The sequence below is a fragment of the Bacillus sp. Marseille-Q3570 genome (assembly GCF_946151055.1).
In the GTDB taxonomy this organism is placed as follows: Bacteria; Bacillota; Bacilli; order Bacillales; family Fictibacillaceae; genus Pseudalkalibacillus.
In genome coordinates, this window is sequence record NZ_CAMGYZ010000001.1 from 334,930 (window position 1) to 351,835 (window position 16,906).

Consider the following 16,906-nt stretch of genomic DNA (forward strand, 5'->3'; position numbering starts at 1 on the left):
GAAAAAGAACACATTGTCTTGTCTAATAGAATGAATAATCAGAATAATGCAAAGGAGTGAATGAGTGATTAGTACAACACTATTAAGTAAAGAAAAGGAAATCTATTCTGTCACTGGAGAAGAACGGATCGGCGTCATCCCCATTATGGAAAAAGAGTCAGTAGAAAAAGCGATCCATAAAGCGAAAGAAGCTCAACCGCAATGGGCGGAAATTGAATTATACAAGAGAGCTGATATCCTTCATGATTGGGCAGATCAATTGTTAAAGAACCAGGCGAACATTGCTGAGGTGATTTCCAAAGAAGTCGGAAAAGGGTATAACGCAGCCAAAAAAGAAGTTACTCGGACCGCTGACCTTATTCGCTACGTTGCTGAAGAAGGTTGCAGAATGCATGGTGAATTGTTGAAAGGTGATTCATTCAAAGGGGGAAAAGCAACAAAAATGGCGATGGTGGAGCAGGCTCCATTAGGTGTCGTCCTTGCCATCTCCCCATTCAACTACCCCGTTAACCTTGCTGCTTCGAAGATCGCACCTGCCCTAATCAGTGGTAATGCTGTCGTCTTCAAGCCAGCTTCCCAAGGTGCTTTAAGCGGATTACTTATGGTAGAGGCTCTATTACAAACAGATATTCCTCAAGAAGTGGTCCAAACAGTGACTGGGAAAGGATCTGAAATTGGAGACTTGCTCGTCACCCATCCAGATATCGACATGATTACCTTTACAGGTAGTTCAGCGACGGGACAAGCGATCTCTCAAAAAGCAAAAATGAAACCTGTCGTTTTGGAACTAGGCGGCAAGGATCCTGCCTTTGTATTAGAGGATGCTGATTTATCGTTAGCAGCCGAACAGATTGTCAGCGGTGCTTTTTCTTACTCTGGACAACGCTGTACCGCAATCAAACGTGTACTGGCGGATCAAAAGATCGCAGATGAACTAATTGGTAAAATCAAGGAACTGGTTGAACAATTATCTGTGGGATCACCTGAAGAAAATGCAACGATCACACCATTGATCAATACTCAAGCAGCTGATTATGTGGAGGAATTAATTGAAGAGGCACTAGAAAAAGGGGCCGCTCCCGTTTTGAATCATAAAAGAGTAAACAACTTGATCTCCCCTGCTCTTCTCGATCATGTCACCACTGATATGCGAATCGCCTGGGAAGAGCCATTCGGACCTGTCCTGCCAATCCTGCGTTTCAAGGAAGAAGCAGAAATGATCAAAATTGCAAACCAATCAGAATATGGACTTCAAGCAAGCATTTTTACCAAAAACGTTCAAAAAGCGTTCTTTATGGGTTCGAAGCTGAATGTTGGATCTGTCCAGCTGAATGCGAAAACAGAGCGCGGACCAGATCACTTTCCGTTCATTGGAGCCAAAAGCTCTGGTCTTGGCTCTCAAGGCATCCGTCGTAGTATTGAATCCATGACACGTGATAAACTTTTTGTCTTAAATCTATAACACTTTGTATTAATCAGAATAAGAATAAGGGCGTCCTCTAATTAAAAATTAAGGGGACACCCATTTCTGTTTTTCGGTGGAATTTTTGTCTTTAAAAGCTACATATTGTTGAAGATTATTTCTATAAATCATGTTAATTTCATTCACAGATGACTAAGAATATTGATTAGCTTTCCGAATGGATCTTTTACAAAAAATCGCCGAACCCCCCACGGTTCGTTAGCTGGTCCATACTCAATCGGAATCCCTGCATCTTTAATACGAGTTAGTGCATCTTCGAGGTCATCAACTTCAATTGACAAATCAGGCACTGGCGTCTCAGAGCCTCCTTGTGAGAGGAAGCTGATTTGAGTAGTCATTTTCTCGTCGGAGCCGTAAGTTGCAATCCATCCCAGGTCCATCAGTTGATCAAGTCCGAGTACTTCCCCGTAAAAGTACTTTGCTTTGGTAATGTTCTGTGTCTCAACATTGGCAACAATTCGTTTGACCTTCATTTTTACCTCCTGAATGTTTTTATGTTGATACAAATTTCTACAATCACTGAAAGCTCCCCGATTTACAAAAAACTTAACTAGCCAACATTTATAGGTGCATTTGAAAACCAAGTTCCTTTTGCTATTCTTTATCTTTTTTCGTTGAACGGTATTTCTTTTTCGCCCAATGGTTCAATGCTGAAATCGACTTCCGGTATTGTTCTGCTTCCTGTTCATTGACCTCTTCCTCGCCATATCGTACCCTCTTATAAATCCGATCAATTTCGCATTGTAATTCCTCTGGTGCATTAACTCTGTTCATCCATTCGGAGGCAGATTCATGTTGAAAACGGCCGTAAGTGATCTTCGCCATCCTTTTTTCTAATTTATACAGTTGTTTCCTTATATTGTTTTCAGGTGGTTTACTCCGTTTAAATCCAAATAGAGATTCAGGGTTCGTACCACCAGCTTTCCTTGAATCGATTCCAGCTGAAACTGTAGAATAATCCATTATCTTGATCTTATTTTTATAATACTTATAGACATACCATACCAATAGGAGCAATCCGATCAGAAGTATGATATTCAATAGAGTATCTGAAGCTTCGATATTGAACTCACCAAGCTCCTCAGGCCTTACTTCTACTGTACCTTCTTGATCGTCACCCTCTTGTTGCAATTCTCCAGGTGAAAATATGTTTGCGAACCAATTGAAAAAAGCGTTCAAAGGAAGAAAAAAGATGAGCGACAAAACAGCTGTAACGATTTTCAACACGAAAAATGCGCCAGCCTTCACGACAGGAAGAAAAATGGCAATGACGACAGAAATACCGAAAAATGCGGAAATCATGTAGTATAAAAAACGTTTTAATTCAGGATCAGCTGGTTGTTGCACCATCATTCTATTTAAACGTACAAATACGAACATGCAAAATTGAGAAATCGCAATCCAAAGAACATATACCAGTTGATCATTGGTATTGTACAGAAAAAAGAAGAAGATAGCGCCAATGGTCGTTGATAGCAAAATCGGAAACTCTTGTTGGAGATCAGCATCGGCATAATGTCTGGAATAACGGATTGTAGTAATCACACCTAATACTGCAAGATAGAACAAATCTTCACCTAATCCAGCCACGAGACCGATTCCCCAGATAAGTGGTATCGTTATAATGATTTTCCCGGTTGTCAGCTCCATTCGCGGTAAAATCATTTCATAGAGTATCCCTCCCCCAATCATCACGATCAGTGTAGGGACAATGACGCTCGTTTCGAAAGGTGCGTACAACCATGTTGTAATTAACAAGAGGAGCAGGATATCCAGGGAATAATTCAACCACCTGGAGCGAATGTACGCCCATTTATTCATGAAATCGACCTCCTGGGAGCATAGTGCTCTAGCTTAGCACTGTCTGCATCGATGTAAACCTTATGTAGATCAATTCCTTGTCTGAGCCATTCATAATAATACGCTGCATCTGATTTATCATCCCCGACCAGGATGACGACTGTTGCATCCACCTGTTGCCGGTTGAAAAGGGTCAGTACACGGAACATCGGCATCCTGATGCTATTGATGTTCAACCTTGCCAATAACTCCAACGCTTTGACCAGATGAGATTTCCCTTCTCCCATTTCCAGATGCATGAATGGCAATCTCCCCATCGTTTTGATATTCACGAAAATTTCAAATGGAATATGATGCTGTACTGCGTATTGGCATAAGTAAGCCGTATGGCTGATTTGTTTTTCCAATAATTCAGATTCCCTTATATGCGCGACTTCCTCTGGATCCATAACGACGTTCAGGAGGATTGTCCATGATTGTAAGACGGTCTTTTCGTGCAGCTTGGTCTGCATTTCTTCCATTCTTGCAGATGCTTTCCAATGAATGCGTTGGAACGAATCCCCGGGAAGATAATCACGTGTCCCCACCACTGCAGTGTGATCTTCATACAAAGAGCTCTGAACAGGGCGTGTCCCCTGACTAAACTTGATCAAATCTTCTACTCCAGATACAGGTAGAATCGTAGGGTAAACTATGAATTCCGTTTGTATGAGCCGATCGTTGATCATTTTCACAGTTGCAAGACTGAGTAAGTCAGAGACATGAACTTCTAAATTCGAGATTTTCGCGACCCCTCGTTTCAGCCCCTTGATTTCAAAAGTCATATTCTTTTCTTCACCAGGGAAAAAGGATAACGGCAAAATATATTCATCTGCATTCTTTCGTTCTTCAGTTGGATTCATATTTTGGAACGTAATATTATTATTTACGAGTAACCTGAGTCTAGCATTGAACACAGGTAATTTACTGTAATTGGTCAACGACATGTTCCACGTCGTCTCATCTTCCGGAAATAACCTGACCTTCTCTTTTTCATTTGCATAAAAAAGTTTTTGCGATACTTTGTGGATATAATACATCGACATGAAAGAGCTCAACCCTATCAAAACCCCAGCCAAAAACATCAGATAGGATTTCCCATAAATCGCAAATATGATCAAAAAGATTGCTAGGACACGAAGTATTCGTATACTTCTATCCGAATTCAGGATTCTGCGCCAGATCATTGGTTGACCGCTCCAGACTCGACTGGCACCTCGACTTCATCCAGAATATCCAGGATCACTTGTCTCTGCGTTTTACGCAATTCACCTTCCATCGAAAGAACAAGACGATGTGATAAAACGTATGGTGCAAGCTTCTTACAGTCTTCCGGAACTACATACTCCCTTCCATTGATCCAGGCATATGCTTGTAATGCACGCATGAAAGCTAACGTTCCACGAGGACTTACACCAACTTCGATATTTTTTGATCGGCGCGTCTCCATGATGATTCTCAATAGGTACGACTCGATTTCATCAGAAAGGTGGACTTCTTTAATCATCTTCTGCATCTGAATGATTTCATCAGGTGAAAAAATTGACTCTAGATGTTCTATCGGCTCTTCTTTACGATAAGCTCTCATCATCTGTTGCTCCTCGAGTAAAGATGGATAGCCGACGTTCAATTTTAATAGAAAACGATCCATTTGCGCTTCAGGTAATGGAAAGGTTCCATGTGATTCAATCGGATTCTGTGTCGCCAGTACGATAAACGGATTAGGCAGAGCACTCGTTGCACCATCAATCGTTACCTGCCTCTCTTCCATCACTTCCAGGAGACTCGATTGTGTCCTCGGAGTAGCACGGTTGATTTCATCAGCAAGAAGCACATGCGTCATCACCGGCCCGAATCTCGTTTCAAATTCCCTTGTTTTCGGATTGAGATATTGGATCCCTGTTACATCTGATGGCAATACATCCGGTGTGAATTGGATACGCCCGAATGAACCTGCGATGGATTTTGCGATACTTTTCGCCAGCATCGTCTTCCCTGTGCCGGGCACATCTTCCATCAACACATGCCCCTTTGCAAGCAATGCAACCAGAATCAGCTCGACACTTTCTTCCTTACCGATCAGAACTTTGCCGATCGATTCTTTTACTTCATTCAGTTTCATCTTCACTTCCATTACTGACATCCCCCTTTTTCTCTATACCTCTTCGAATCGATTGATTCCCATACTTACGATTAAGACGATCCAACGTTTCAAAAAGTTGTTCATCTTTTGTATGTTCTTTATATGAAAACAAGTCCAATTGTCTGGTTGCACTGCTTTTCTCAATCACTTGAGTCGCAGTGACCCCCAACAACCGCACCGGTCGATCATCCCAATGTTCTTTAAAAAGATGATAGGCAATATCAAAGATTTCGTCCTTCTGTTGAACTGGATTTGAAAACGTCTGGCTCCGGGTGATTGTTTTGCGGTTTGCATAACGGATGGTGATTTGGATGGAAGTAGTGACGACTTTCTTTCGTTTCAATCGTTGTTCGAGTGACTCTGAAAGTTCCCTCAGTACTTTAGCTGCGTTATCAGAATGGAGTATATCACGGGGTAATGTCGTAGAGGTTCCTACTGATTTGAATTCACTAGATGCTTCTGGATCTACTGGTCGATCATCAATCCCTTTTGCACGGTTCCACAGTTTCTCGCCATTCCTGCCAAGATGAAGCTTCACTTCATGCTGACTTTTGGATGCTAAGTCACCAATGGTGTAAATCTTCACCTCATGGAATTTCTCCATCGTTTTCTTCCCTACTCCATGCATTTCTTCAATGGGTAATGGCCATAGTTTTGTTGCCAGTTCCCTTTTTCTCAATACGGTGATTCCCAGCGGCTTTTTCATATCAGAAGCCATTTTCGCCAAAAACTTATTTGGTGCAATACCAATACTGCACGGTAATTGCTGTTCTTCCATCAAACGATGCTGAATTTCTTTTGCCATTTCTATTGGTGAATACTCAGTAAACCTTTCCGTAATATCCATATAACCTTCATCAATTGAGATAGGTTCTACTAGATCTGTATATTCCGATAATAAATTGAACATCTTTCGCGAAGCTGTACGATAGCGTTCAAAGGAAGGTGGCATGACAATGAGTTCCGGGCACTTCTGTCTTGCCTCCCAAACAGGCATCGTTGTACGTACACCTTTTGCCCTCGCTTCATAGCTGCTTGTGACAACGATCCCTCTCCGTTCTTCAACATTCCCAGCAATGGCAAGTGGTTTACCACGTAAATTCGGATCACGTGCACATTCGACTGAAGCATAAAAACTGTTCATATCAACATGGAAGATTATTCTTGCTGTTTTGTTCTTTTTCAACATGAACTCCTTCACCTCGAACATAATCGCCAAAAAATATTATTTTAAGAATATTTTGAATATTCTATTAAAAGGTGATAAAATGAAGCTATATAACGGAGGGAGGTAATTTACATGTACAATCGAATTCGACATTATTCATGTACCCCTTATCCAGCTGTTCAATTGAAGGTCCTGGACACTTTAGAACAACTGAGAAGCATAAATCAGCGCTCCCCCACGATTATTGAGCTTTCTAGACACATCGGTGTTTCTGTAGAATTGATCATCGAATCATTGGAATTCAGTTGTTCTTACAGCGAAGATGCAAACCTCCGAATATTCCACAGTTGCCATTAACTACCTTTATTCATCGTTTTAGCAGTCTGTTCTGTCCAATCGATGAACTCACTCCCATGGAAATGTTGATTCAACTCCCGGTGAAATTTCATCAAGTTTTCTACAAACTGTCTGTTTTCATTTGAGTTTTCCCCAAAGTTTTCTAGATACTCATACAATTTATAGGAAAATTGTTTGGATTCTTCATATTTCTCTTTTCCTTTATCTGTCAAAACAGCGTATGATACCCTGCGGTCTGAACTCTTTTTGATAAGGGTGATGAGGCCTTTTTGCTTGAGACGTGTAATGACTTGCATGACAGTAGAAACATCCCACAACCCAATCGTAGCGATTTTCGTTATCGTCGCTTCTTTCTCAAGTTGTACGATCCATAGTACGTGCTGTTCTGCCTGGGTAAGCCCAATGCTTCTTGCTGATTTCTGCCACTCTTCTTCCAGTACTTTGTAGGTTCCTCTCAGATAGTTCATCATGATATGTAGATTAGCTAATTTCACTACCAACGCCTCGCTTTCTCTATTCTATTTAATAGGCATTAAAAGGTAGTTTTATATTAACATATATTGTAAGAGTCGACACCTTTCAATGCTTATCTAACAAAATTCGATACCTAGGTCCTGTATTTGCCTAGAACCAAGGAAGGATATAAAATAAGCAGTTAACTAGGAGAAAGAAACTTGAAAGATACATTCAATTGTAATTTCCCGTTTGAAAAACCCGATTTCTTGTAACTATTCCGGCGGAAAACTGAAGCATTCCGGCCATTCATGTGAATAATCCGGTGGAATTTCAGAAGAATCCGGCCACTTTATCATGGAATCCGGCCAAAGGTTACTTTTTACACAAATATCTACGAAAAATGATTAAGCGTACCTATATGAGTATAAAGAAAACTTGGCAAAGCCAAGCCGCAGGCGTAGGCTGAGCCATTAGTTGCGCTTATACTGAAGAAAGTATTAATATACTTTCTTTAAGTACAAAAAAGAAGTTGACCAAAGGAAGTCCAACTTCACCCGGTCAACCATTTATCAAACAGATTACTTGGCAGTTCCAACTTCTTCTATGATTCTCACTACAAGTTCCGAAGTTTTGACAAGCTCTTCGATCGGCATCCGTTCATTCGTAGTATGAATTTCTTCATAACCAACAGCTAAGTTTACTGTTGGAATACCGAATCCAGCAATGATATTGGCGTCACTGCCTCCACCACTTTGTTGCAGCTCAGGTTTTCTTCCGATCTTTTCAACAGCTTGTTTCGCGACTTCCACCACATGGTCCCCATGATCGAATTTGAAGCCTGGATACATGACTTTGATTTCAACATCAGCTTTACCGCCCATTGTTTGAGCTGTACTTTCAAAAGCTTCCTTCATCTTCTGTACCTGTGCTTCCATTTTTTCAGGGACTAATGACCGTGCTTCAGCTAAAATATCGACATGATCGATGACGATGTTTGTATTTGTTCCTGCACCGCCCTCGAATCTACCGATATTTGCAGTTGTTTCTTCATCAATTCGACCGAGGGGCATTTTTGCGATAGCTTTCGCAGCAATCGTGATTGCAGAAACACCTTTTTCAGGTGCAACCCCTGCATGCGCTGTCTTTCCCTTGATCGCAGCCTTGATTTTCGCTTGAGTCGGTGCTGCTACAATAATGTTCCCCACTTTACCGTCTGAATCAAGAGCAAACCCATACTGTGCATCTATTTGTTCTGGATCAAGCTCCTTAGCTCCGACAAGACCAGATTCCTCACCTACAGTAATGACAAACTGGATTTTACCATGAGGGATACTTTCCTCTTTGAGGATTTTGATTGCCTCGAACATCGCTGCCAATCCTGCCTTGTCATCAGCCCCAAGAATTGTCGTCCCGTCGCTTTTGATATAACCCTCTTCAATGGATGGCTTAACTCCCTTTCCTGGAAGGACCGTGTCCATGTGGGAAGTGAAATAGATGGAATCAGCATTATCATTAGTAGCCGGCAATGTGCAAATGAGATTCCCTGCACCATGGTCTGTTTTATCTTTAGCGTCGTCCTCAAATACTTCTAAACCTAAATCTGAAAATTTCTGTTTGAGAACTTTTGAGATTTCTTCTTCATGTTTTGTATCCGAGTCGATTTGGACCAATTCCAGAAACTCTTCAACAATTCTGTCTTGATTGATCATTGTATTCTCCTTTCTAATCTAGCCGATCTATCAAAAGAGATAGTATTAAAGTGGGATGTTTCCGTGCTTTTTATAAGGACGGTTCACTTTTTTGTTGCGCAGCATATGTAATGCCTGAGTAAGCTTGATTCTTGTGTCTCTAGGATCGATGACATCATCGACCATTCCTCTGGCTGCAGCAACGTAAGGGTTCGCAAACTTCTCACGGTATTCCGCAATCTTTTCCTGTCTCGTTTGTTCTGGGTTTTCACTATTGTTGATTTCACGTGCAAAAATGATATTAGCCGCTCCTTCAGGTCCCATCACGGCAATTTCCGCGTTTGGCCAAGCAAACACGAGATCTGCTCCGATTGACTTACTGTTGAGTGCAACATATGCTCCACCGTATGCTTTTCGTGTAATGACTGTGATCTTCGGGACAGTCGCTTCTGAATAAGCATACAAGATTTTAGCGCCATGTCTTATAATACCCCCATGCTCCTGTTTGATGCCAGGGAAAAACCCTGTAACGTCCTCAAATGTAATCAAAGGGATATTGAAACTATCACAGAACCGGATGAAGCGAGCAACTTTATCAGATGAATCGATATCCAAACCGCCAGCCATCACTTTAGGCTGATTACAGATCAATCCGATAGCCTCACCGTTTATCCGGCCGAAGCCGACCACGATATTCTTCGCAAAATCCTTGTGGACCTCCATGAATGAATCTTCATCCACAACCTCAAGGATAACATTTCTTACATCATAAGGGCGAATCGTTTCAAATGGAACGACATCCGCAAGGTTCTCCCTGTAATCGGATTCATTCTCGACTTGCTTCGGTTCAGGACGTTCTTCACTATTTTGCGGTAAATATTCGAGCAGTCGCCGGACTTCCTGAAGCACTTCCTCTTCTGTCGGCGCTGTAAAGTGGGCATTCCCGCTTTTCGTACCATGTACCTTCGCCCCGCCCAAGTCTTCTGAACTGATTTTTTCACCAGTAACGGTCTCGATGACTTTCGGTCCAGTAATGAACATTTGGCTTGTCTTCTCAACCATGAACACGAAATCCGTGATCGCCGGTGAATAGACAGCACCGCCTGCACAAGGACCTAAAATGACAGAAATCTGCGGGATTACGCCGGAGTATATCGAATTTCGATAGAAAATCTGTCCGTATCCATCAAGAGAAACGACGCCTTCCTGGATCCGCGCACCACCTGAATCATTTAGACCGATGAAAGGGGCGCCATTTTCTGCTGCCAAATCCATCACCTTTGCAATCTTTTGAGCATGCATTTCTCCCAAGGCCCCACCGAAAACAGTGAAATCCTGAGCAAACAAATAAACGGGTCTCCCATGGATGGTCCCGTATCCAGTGACTACTCCCTCACCAGGTGCGTGATTTTTATCCATACCGAAATCAGAGCTTCGATGTTCAATGAATGAATTGATTTCTACAAAGCTGTCTTTATCTAGAAGCAGATCGATTCGTTCCCTTGCCGTGAGCTTCCCTTTTTCATGCTGCTTTTCGATCCGTTCATCACCGCCACCCATTTCAACTTGACGGCGTCGATCATAAAGTTCATTGATTTTATCATAGATGTCCATTCCTACAAACGCTCCTTCGATGGTTTCTCACATAATTCATAAAGTACACCATTTGTTGATTTCGGATGCATAAAAGCAATTGAGGCGCCTCCTGATCCCGGTTTAGGCGTATCATGAATCATTTGGATCCCCTTCTGTTTAATTTCCTGGATTCGGTCTTTTATGTTCTCAACACCTAATGCAACGTGATGTATACCTGATCCCCGCTTTTCTAAAAACGATTGGATCGGGCTAGAGCCTGAAGTCGGTTCCAACAGCTCGAGCTTGACGTTTCCAGCATTTACAAACGCTACCTTCACAGCTTCTGTAGCCACTTCTTCAATGCCTTCTAATTTAAGCTGTAGTATATCTAAATAGAAAGGCAATGATTCATCAAGAGATTTTACTGCAATTCCAATGTGATCGATTTTTCGGACGATATCCACGGGGGTTTCCACTGAAATCCCATCACGCTGATATACTACTTTTTCAATATATTTTGCGGTTTCGATGGACGGGGTGCCAGGTGTAAAGATTTTCTGTATGCCTTGCTCTTCTAAGAACGGAATGTCTTCCCACGGTATCACCCCTCCACCAATGACAATGATGTCATCCGCTCCTTGGGCTTTCAAACCCTTTACAATTTCAGGAAAAAGCTCATTGTGTGCACCGGACAGACATGACAAACCGATTGCATCAACATCCTCTTGTATCGCTGAGGCGACGATTTGTTCAGGAGTCTGTCTTAAACCTGTATAAATGACCTCCATCCCATAATCACGCAACGCTTGAGATATGATCAATGCTCCGCGATCGTGACCATCAAGACCTGGTTTTGCAATCAAAACTCGTATTTTCTTTTTCATCTCCACTACCTCCGTATACCTGCTAAGAGTCAGCTAGGCAGGTTTAGTCACAGTTGTATATTTCTTTAAGCTTTATAAAAGGACTGGTCAAACATAAAATCATATACCCGTAAATTCGCCGAACTCTTCACGCAGCACGCCACATATTTCTCCAATTGTACAATAGGAACGAACACATTCAACGATAAGAGGCATGAGATTTTCCGAATCTTGAGCTGCTTTACGCAATTCTTCTAACTGAGCGCTCGCTCGTTGTTGATCTCTACTATCCCGTACTTCACCAAGTTTCCTTACCTGGTTCGCACTCAATTCCGGATCCAATCGATGCAATTCAGGTTTCGGCTCGTCATCCAGTTGATAAGCATTCATGCCTACGACGATCTGCTCCCCTTTTTCAATCGCTTTTTGCGTTTCATAAGCGGTATGATGAATTTCACGTTGCATGTAACCCTGTTCGACAGCGGAAACAGCTCCACCGAGTTCATTGATTTTTTCCAGGTAAAGATTCGCTTCGTTTTCAAGTTCATCTGTCAAAGATTCTACATAATAAGAACCGGCAAGTGGATCGACGGTATCCGCTACACCACTTTCATTGGCAAGGATCTGTTGTGTCCGTAACGCAATTCTAGCAGATTCTTCTGTCGGAAGGGCGAGTGCCTCGTCACGGGAATTCGTATGCAGGCTTTGCGTCCCACCCAATATTGCAGAAAGTGCTTGGACTGTTACACGGACGACATTGTTATCTGGCTGCTGAGCAGTTAACGTGGAACCGCCAGTTTGAGTATGAAACCGAAGCTGCCAGCTCTTCGGATTCTTTGCAAGATACGTTTCTTTCATGATTTTTGCCCACATTCTCCGTGCCGCTCTGAATTTAGCAATTTCTTCGAAAAACTCATTATGCGCATTGAAGAAGAAGGCCAGACGAGGTGCAAACTGATCGATATCCAGGCCAGCTTCCAGAGCCGCTTCAACATATGCTTTTCCATTCGCAATCGTGAAAGCTAATTCCTGCGCTGCTGTTGCACCAGCCTCACGAATGTGATAACCCGAGATACTGATAGTGTTCCATCGAGGTACATTTTCAGCACAGTATGCGAAAATATCTGTAATCAAGCGCATTGAAGGCTTCGGTGGAAAGATATACGTCCCTCTCGCAATGTATTCTTTTAAAATATCATTTTGTATTGTTCCAGATATCTTGTCCGGAGATATCCCTTGTTTTTCAGCCACCACGATATACATCGCCAATAGGACAGCTGCCGGGGCGTTGATTGTCATTGACGTACTTACTTTATCCAACGGAATATCCTTCAATAATGCTTCCATGTCTTCTAGAGAGTCGATAGCAACCCCGACTTTTCCCACCTCTCCCCTTGACATGGAATGATCCGAATCGTACCCGATCTGAGTAGGAAGATCGAATGCAACTGATAATCCAGTCTGTCCCTGATCCAGAAGGTAACGGAACCGATTGTTCGTTTCTTCAGCAGACCCGAACCCCGCATACTGACGCATCGTCCAGTGTCTTGCTCGGTACATCGTTGGCTGGATCCCTCTTGTAAAAGGATATTGACCCGGAAGGCCGAGTTTCTCCATATATGTTGAATGTAATTGTTCAGGGAGGTAAAGTCTTTCAATATCGATACTGGATGAAGTCTTGAACGCTTCTTTACGTTCTGGAAATCGATTCATCAACGTTTTTGTCGTTTCTTTCCACTCTTTGTAAGCTTGCTCAAACCCTTTTTCATGTTCCATTCTAGAAGCCTCCTTTTGCATACATGTTAACCACCTACTTCACTTCTCTATGAAAGCGGTTAACTCCTGCATTTTCTCGAAAAAACTCGACACGCTTTGTGCTTGTCCCGCTAACCTTTTCTCTGTACAATAAGATGTAAGAATCTTAGGAGGTAATAGCAATGCGTAACAAATGGATGAAAATCATGATCTATCTGATGATCATCGCCATGTGCATTTCACTTCTTGCAAACGTTGCATTCATGTTTTAACCTTGATCGCTTGGAAGGCTAAGCAAGTCTTACCAAGCTTAAAAAGGATAAAAGTCGTTCAAATCGGCAATGATGATTGAAAGCGGAGAAGTCAGACAGAAAGGAGCGTGTGATGTGATGTCAGAACAATTCCAGGAATTGAAAAACATTTTTTCCAGAACCGAGGATGCTTTGAACGTTTTCATGGGTATCCTTGAACCAACAATCGAAAATGCAAAAGACGAGCATGAGAGGCTCTATTTCCATCACATTTATGAAGAAGAAGAACATCGTCAGGATCGATTGACAATGTTGAACCCAAAACTTGATCATTTCATCAATAATCCTGAGACTTCCCATCCTTCAAATCATGAATTCGTAAGAGTCCTGCAGGATATCAGCCTTGAAAAATTCGGGCTTCATAATTTCTTAGAGCATTTGGATCTCGCATTATTCCAGTTCAAAGGTACAGAACACGAATCGAGTCTGCAAAGCCTTCGGGATATGACAAACGAAGATTACCAAACCATCAAAGCAATGTTGGATAACTTGAATGATCAGTTTGAAGGGGTCGTAAGTACCGCAGCCTCGATTCCAACAGATGAAAAGGAAGGCAAAGCTGGCCACTTGAAAGTGGATATGTACACATCCCAAACATCGAATCAAATTTCAAACCCTACACCAAAACCAGTACCCGAAACTGATCCTGAAAATGGTAGACGCTATAAAAAAGGACTTACAGTCGGAAGTCTTAAAGGGAGGTAAATAATTATGAACAAAGTTGATGTATTTGCAGATTCTCCATTAAGTGATCGTGATTGGCAGCAATTGGATTCCACAATCATGGACAGTATCAAAAGACAACTGATCGGGAGGCGTTTCATCGATATTTATGGTCCACTAGGTCAAGGTGTGCAAACAGTCACCAACGATGTATATGAAGAGAAAGAACTTGGATCGATGGGCTATCATGGTGAAAACCTTCAGCTATCTGAGCCGACGAAACGTGTGAACCTCACCATTCCTTTACTGTATAAAGATTTTATCCTCTACTGGCGTGATATTGAACAAGCGAAAACACTGGATATCCCAGTCGATTTCTCTGCTGCCGCCAATGCTGCTGCCCAGTCTGCCCTTCTAGAAGATGATATGATTTTCAATGGGGCGAAAAAGTTTGATATAGAAGGATTGATGAATGTAAAAGGAAGATTGACTCATATTCGTGAGGATTGGATGAAATCAGGAAATGCATTCACGGATATCGTGGAAGCCCGAAACAAACTTCTTAAAATGGGGCATAGCGGGCCATATGCTCTAGTTCTCTCCCCTTCCCTCTATGCATTGATCCACCGTGTGCATGAAGGGACGCATGTACTCGAGATCGAACACATCCGGGAGCTTGTAACCGATGGGATTTACCAATCACCTGTCATAAAAGAAGATTCTGGTGTCCTGGTCGCTACTGGCCGTGAAAACCTGGACCTTGCAATTGCTGAAGATTTCGATTCAGCCTTCATGGATACTGAACATATGAACTATTTATTCCGTGTGTATGAAAGCTCAGTTCTTCGGATCAAACGTCCGTCAGCAATCTGTACACTTGATGCACCAACAAAAAAGTAGAATCCTGAATAGGATTCTACTTTTTTACACTGTTAAAGTATAAGTACTACTGTGGCTTAGCCATCGCCAAAGGCTTGGCTTTGCCGATTTTCTTTACTAAGCGATTTTGAATGTATTTTTATGTGGCTGCTTTTTCAAATGTGTCAGTTCCGTTTCATGTTCGATTGCGTCTTCACCGATATCATTGATGATTGCAGCGACCTCTTCTTCAAATATTGGTGTACAAGCACCTTCATTGATTTCGCATAAACGTTTCAGATAGTCGAGCCGTTGACTAGTTTTAAGCTCTTTATAGTGATCGTTTTTCAATTCTTGAATCGGACAGTGGCGGCAAGATGCCATCATACTGATATCTTTTACATTGACGATATATTTTTCACCGTCATCGGTAATGAATCCAATCGAATAGAATGTGGAACCAGAAAAATCAATGTTCGTAATGACTGGATATGTAAATTCTTCACCAGTACTCAAACGTATACGACTTGCTTCAATTGCTCCACCAATTTTTCGCTCGTTCGTCAAAAGTGTATGCATGTCAGTGAAGCCATTTACATCGTATCCCATTTGAAAAGCCTCCTATCAGTAATCATGATAATCATTCTCAACGATATTTATTCTCATTTTAAGTGAAAATCATTCTCAAGTCAATAGCATATATAAATTTTTCTCCCTGTGAAATTTACTCCCTTTTCACAGGAGTGTCATGCCTGAATTCTACAAAAAGCCAAAAGGAGGATCCCTTTAATATGAAAAAGCCTTTGACCGTTGGTTCATTAAAGTCACAATCCACCTCTGCCGTAGCAAGTCATAATGTTGCTCCCTTAAAATATGTGTCGGAACCTCAAGAAAACCATCCGGAATCTATTATATATCTTATCCAAAATGGAACAGCATATTCGGTTCGACCGGATAAAGATATGACGCTACTTGACTCCGCACTACAACAAGGCAATGAGCTTGATTTTAAATGTAAAAAAGGGACATGCGGCAGATGTAAAGTTCAGTTGTTAAAAGGTAACTCCATACTGACCGAACCGAATGATCAGGAAAAGGAGAAGCTTGATAAGTTAGTCGACCAAGGATTCCGGCTTTCATGCCAGACCCACCTGAAATAAGTTTAACGTTGGATGATTTCTATTCCAAAATAAGCTGTTCTTTTGCGATTTGTTCAAATGGTTTTTTCGTATCGACGATCAGGACTTTGGTACCGAGTGGGACATGATCGTACAACCATTGGATGTCATCCTCAAAAAAACGGACGCAGCCAGCTGTGATAAAATGGCCGATCGCTTTTGGTGTATTCGTTCCATGAAGACCATATGTTCTTCCATCAGTATCCTTTGCATCAAACCCAATCCACCTAGATCCTAGAGGATTATCAGGGTCCCCGCCTGGAATGTCCTTTTTGCGGTAATAAGGATCGACAGCCTTGACGATGATGTTGAATTCTCCTTCAGGTGTCAACGCCTTGGATTTTCCTGTAGCGACACGCCCCGTCTTATCAATTTCTCCCTTGCTGATATAAGCAAAAGTATTATTGGCTTTATTGACGATAACATAAGGGTCCCCGGGCAAAGGGTTTTCTCCCAGCGGCCAAATCGGTGAAATCATGAAAATAAAAGAAGCTAGAAATAGTGATAGTTGTCCCATACCATGATCCTCCCTCATCAAACTTTCTTCATTAGTTTGCCAAGAGGGGGAC

18 protein-coding genes are annotated in these 16,906 nt (G+C 42.0%); 6 read left to right on the plus strand and 12 right to left on the minus strand.

Going from position 1 to position 16,906, the window contains the following annotated elements; translation table 11 throughout:
* Positions 1-64: 64 nt before the first annotated feature.
* Entirely contained in the window at positions 65-1,462 is a 1,398-nt protein-coding gene (locus N8M93_RS01720) for an NADP-dependent glyceraldehyde-3-phosphate dehydrogenase (RefSeq protein WP_261129329.1), read from the plus strand.
* A gap of 143 nt (positions 1,463-1,605) precedes the next feature.
* On the opposite strand, the gene N8M93_RS01725 is transcribed toward N8M93_RS01720, so the two are convergent.
* The 5 genes from N8M93_RS01725 to N8M93_RS01745 all read right to left on the minus strand — a co-directional run bounded on the left by N8M93_RS01725 (position 1,606) and on the right by N8M93_RS01745 (position 6,654).
* On the minus strand, positions 1,606-1,956 hold the full coding sequence (locus N8M93_RS01725; RefSeq protein ID WP_261129330.1) for a VOC family protein: 351 nt from the start codon (positions 1,954-1,956) through the stop codon (positions 1,606-1,608).
* 121 nt (positions 1,957-2,077) lie between these two features.
* Positions 2,078-3,304, minus strand: coding sequence for a hypothetical protein (locus N8M93_RS01730; protein WP_261129331.1), 1,227 nt, complete (start codon positions 3,302-3,304; stop codon positions 2,078-2,080).
* Positions 3,301-4,509: a DUF58 domain-containing protein gene (locus N8M93_RS01735; protein WP_261129332.1), complete on the minus strand. Its 1,209-nt coding sequence runs from the start codon at positions 4,507-4,509 to the stop codon at positions 3,301-3,303. Before N8M93_RS01735 ends, N8M93_RS01730 begins: the two co-directional genes overlap by 4 nt.
* Complete coding sequence (locus N8M93_RS01740) at positions 4,506-5,456, minus strand: MoxR family ATPase (protein WP_261129333.1); 951 nt, start codon at positions 5,454-5,456, stop codon at positions 4,506-4,508. Before N8M93_RS01740 ends, N8M93_RS01735 begins: the two co-directional genes overlap by 4 nt.
* Complete coding sequence (locus N8M93_RS01745; RefSeq protein WP_261129335.1) at positions 5,431-6,654, minus strand: DNA polymerase IV; 1,224 nt, start codon at positions 6,652-6,654, stop codon at positions 5,431-5,433. The genes N8M93_RS01740 and N8M93_RS01745 overlap by 26 nt, the downstream gene beginning before the upstream one ends.
* 111 nt (positions 6,655-6,765) lie before the next feature.
* Between N8M93_RS01745 and N8M93_RS01750 the strand changes: the two genes are divergently transcribed.
* Positions 6,766-6,990, plus strand: a complete 225-nt coding sequence (locus N8M93_RS01750; RefSeq protein ID WP_261129337.1) for a hypothetical protein — start codon at positions 6,766-6,768, stop codon at positions 6,988-6,990.
* Here the strand turns inward: N8M93_RS01750 and N8M93_RS01755 are convergent.
* The 5 genes from N8M93_RS01755 to N8M93_RS01775 form a co-directional block, all read right to left on the minus strand.
* A complete protein-coding gene (locus N8M93_RS01755) occupies positions 6,987-7,484 on the minus strand; it encodes a MarR family winged helix-turn-helix transcriptional regulator (protein WP_261129340.1) in 498 nt (165 codons plus the stop codon). The genes N8M93_RS01750 and N8M93_RS01755 overlap by 4 nt on opposite strands.
* Before the next feature lie 540 nt (positions 7,485-8,024).
* Complete coding sequence (locus N8M93_RS01760) at positions 8,025-9,155, minus strand: M20/M25/M40 family metallo-hydrolase (RefSeq protein WP_261129342.1); 1,131 nt, start codon at positions 9,153-9,155, stop codon at positions 8,025-8,027.
* Positions 9,156-9,200: 45 nt separating this feature from the next.
* Positions 9,201-10,748, minus strand: coding sequence for an acyl-CoA carboxylase subunit beta (locus N8M93_RS01765; protein WP_261129344.1), 1,548 nt, complete (start codon positions 10,746-10,748; stop codon positions 9,201-9,203).
* Positions 10,749-10,750: 2 nt separating this feature from the next.
* Positions 10,751-11,593, minus strand: coding sequence for a methylmalonyl-CoA epimerase (gene mce / locus N8M93_RS01770; RefSeq protein WP_261129346.1), 843 nt, complete (start codon positions 11,591-11,593; stop codon positions 10,751-10,753).
* A gap of 99 nt (positions 11,594-11,692) precedes the next feature.
* Complete coding sequence (locus tag N8M93_RS01775; RefSeq protein ID WP_396125354.1) at positions 11,693-13,285, minus strand: methylmalonyl-CoA mutase; 1,593 nt, start codon at positions 13,283-13,285, stop codon at positions 11,693-11,695.
* Positions 13,286-13,509: 224 nt separating this feature from the next.
* Here N8M93_RS01775 and prli42 point away from each other — a divergent pair, with 224 nt between their 5' ends.
* The 3 genes from prli42 (at position 13,510) to N8M93_RS01790 (ending at position 15,201) form a co-directional block, all read left to right on the plus strand.
* On the plus strand, positions 13,510-13,599 hold the full coding sequence (gene prli42, locus N8M93_RS01780; RefSeq protein WP_221565450.1) for a stressosome-associated protein Prli42: 90 nt from the start codon (positions 13,510-13,512) through the stop codon (positions 13,597-13,599).
* A 117-nt stretch (positions 13,600-13,716) separates the two neighbouring features.
* A complete protein-coding gene (locus N8M93_RS01785; protein WP_261129667.1) occupies positions 13,717-14,343 on the plus strand; it encodes an IMEF encapsulin system ferritin-like cargo protein in 627 nt (208 codons plus the stop codon).
* A gap of 6 nt (positions 14,344-14,349) precedes the next feature.
* The gene (locus tag N8M93_RS01790; RefSeq protein WP_261129348.1) at positions 14,350-15,201 is read left to right on the plus strand and encodes a family 1 encapsulin nanocompartment shell protein; all 852 of its coding nucleotides are present in this window, start codon (positions 14,350-14,352) and stop codon (positions 15,199-15,201) included.
* Positions 15,202-15,297: 96 nt separating this feature from the next.
* On the opposite strand, the gene N8M93_RS01795 is transcribed toward N8M93_RS01790, so the two are convergent.
* Entirely contained in the window at positions 15,298-15,768 is a 471-nt protein-coding gene (locus N8M93_RS01795; RefSeq protein WP_261129349.1) for a hypothetical protein, read from the minus strand.
* 182 nt (positions 15,769-15,950) lie between these two features.
* Here N8M93_RS01795 and N8M93_RS01800 point away from each other — a divergent pair, with 182 nt between their 5' ends.
* A complete protein-coding gene (locus N8M93_RS01800) occupies positions 15,951-16,319 on the plus strand; it encodes a (2Fe-2S)-binding protein (RefSeq protein WP_261129350.1) in 369 nt (122 codons plus the stop codon).
* 19 nt (positions 16,320-16,338) lie between these two features.
* Here the strand turns inward: N8M93_RS01800 and N8M93_RS01805 are convergent, their stop codons facing one another.
* On the minus strand, positions 16,339-16,854 hold the full coding sequence (locus N8M93_RS01805; RefSeq protein WP_261129351.1) for a L,D-transpeptidase: 516 nt from the start codon (positions 16,852-16,854) through the stop codon (positions 16,339-16,341).
* Between the last annotated feature and the right edge of the window lie 52 nt (positions 16,855-16,906).

Coding starts and splice junctions, on each gene's coding strand:
- N8M93_RS01725 (WP_261129330.1), bottom strand. CDS start 1,956: ATGAAGGTCAAACGAATTGTTGCCAATGTTGAGACACAGAACATTACC.
- N8M93_RS01730 (WP_261129331.1), bottom strand. CDS start 3,304: ATGAATAAATGGGCGTACATTCGCTCCAGGTGGTTGAATTATTCCCTG.
- N8M93_RS01735 (WP_261129332.1), bottom strand. CDS start 4,509: ATGATCTGGCGCAGAATCCTGAATTCGGATAGAAGTATACGAATACTT.
- N8M93_RS01740 (WP_261129333.1), bottom strand. CDS start 5,456: ATGGAAGTGAAGATGAAACTGAATGAAGTAAAAGAATCGATCGGCAAA.
- N8M93_RS01745 (WP_261129335.1), bottom strand. CDS start 6,654: ATGTTGAAAAAGAACAAAACAGCAAGAATAATCTTCCATGTTGATATG.
- N8M93_RS01750 (WP_261129337.1), top strand. CDS start 6,766: ATGTACAATCGAATTCGACATTATTCATGTACCCCTTATCCAGCTGTT.
- N8M93_RS01760 (WP_261129342.1), bottom strand. CDS start 9,155: ATGATCAATCAAGACAGAATTGTTGAAGAGTTTCTGGAATTGGTCCAA.
- N8M93_RS01765 (WP_261129344.1), bottom strand. CDS start 10,748: ATGGACATCTATGATAAAATCAATGAACTTTATGATCGACGCCGTCAA.
- mce (WP_261129346.1), bottom strand. CDS start 11,593: ATGAAAAAGAAAATACGAGTTTTGATTGCAAAACCAGGTCTTGATGGT.
- N8M93_RS01775 (WP_396125354.1), bottom strand. CDS start 13,285: ATGAATCGATTTCCAGAACGTAAAGAAGCGTTCAAGACTTCATCCAGT.
- prli42 (WP_221565450.1), top strand. CDS start 13,510: ATGCGTAACAAATGGATGAAAATCATGATCTATCTGATGATCATCGCC.
- N8M93_RS01785 (WP_261129667.1), top strand. CDS start 13,717: ATGTCAGAACAATTCCAGGAATTGAAAAACATTTTTTCCAGAACCGAG.
- N8M93_RS01790 (WP_261129348.1), top strand. CDS start 14,350: ATGAACAAAGTTGATGTATTTGCAGATTCTCCATTAAGTGATCGTGAT.
- N8M93_RS01795 (WP_261129349.1), bottom strand. CDS start 15,768: ATGGGATACGATGTAAATGGCTTCACTGACATGCATACACTTTTGACG.
- N8M93_RS01800 (WP_261129350.1), top strand. CDS start 15,951: ATGAAAAAGCCTTTGACCGTTGGTTCATTAAAGTCACAATCCACCTCT.
- N8M93_RS01805 (WP_261129351.1), bottom strand. CDS start 16,854: ATGGGACAACTATCACTATTTCTAGCTTCTTTTATTTTCATGATTTCA.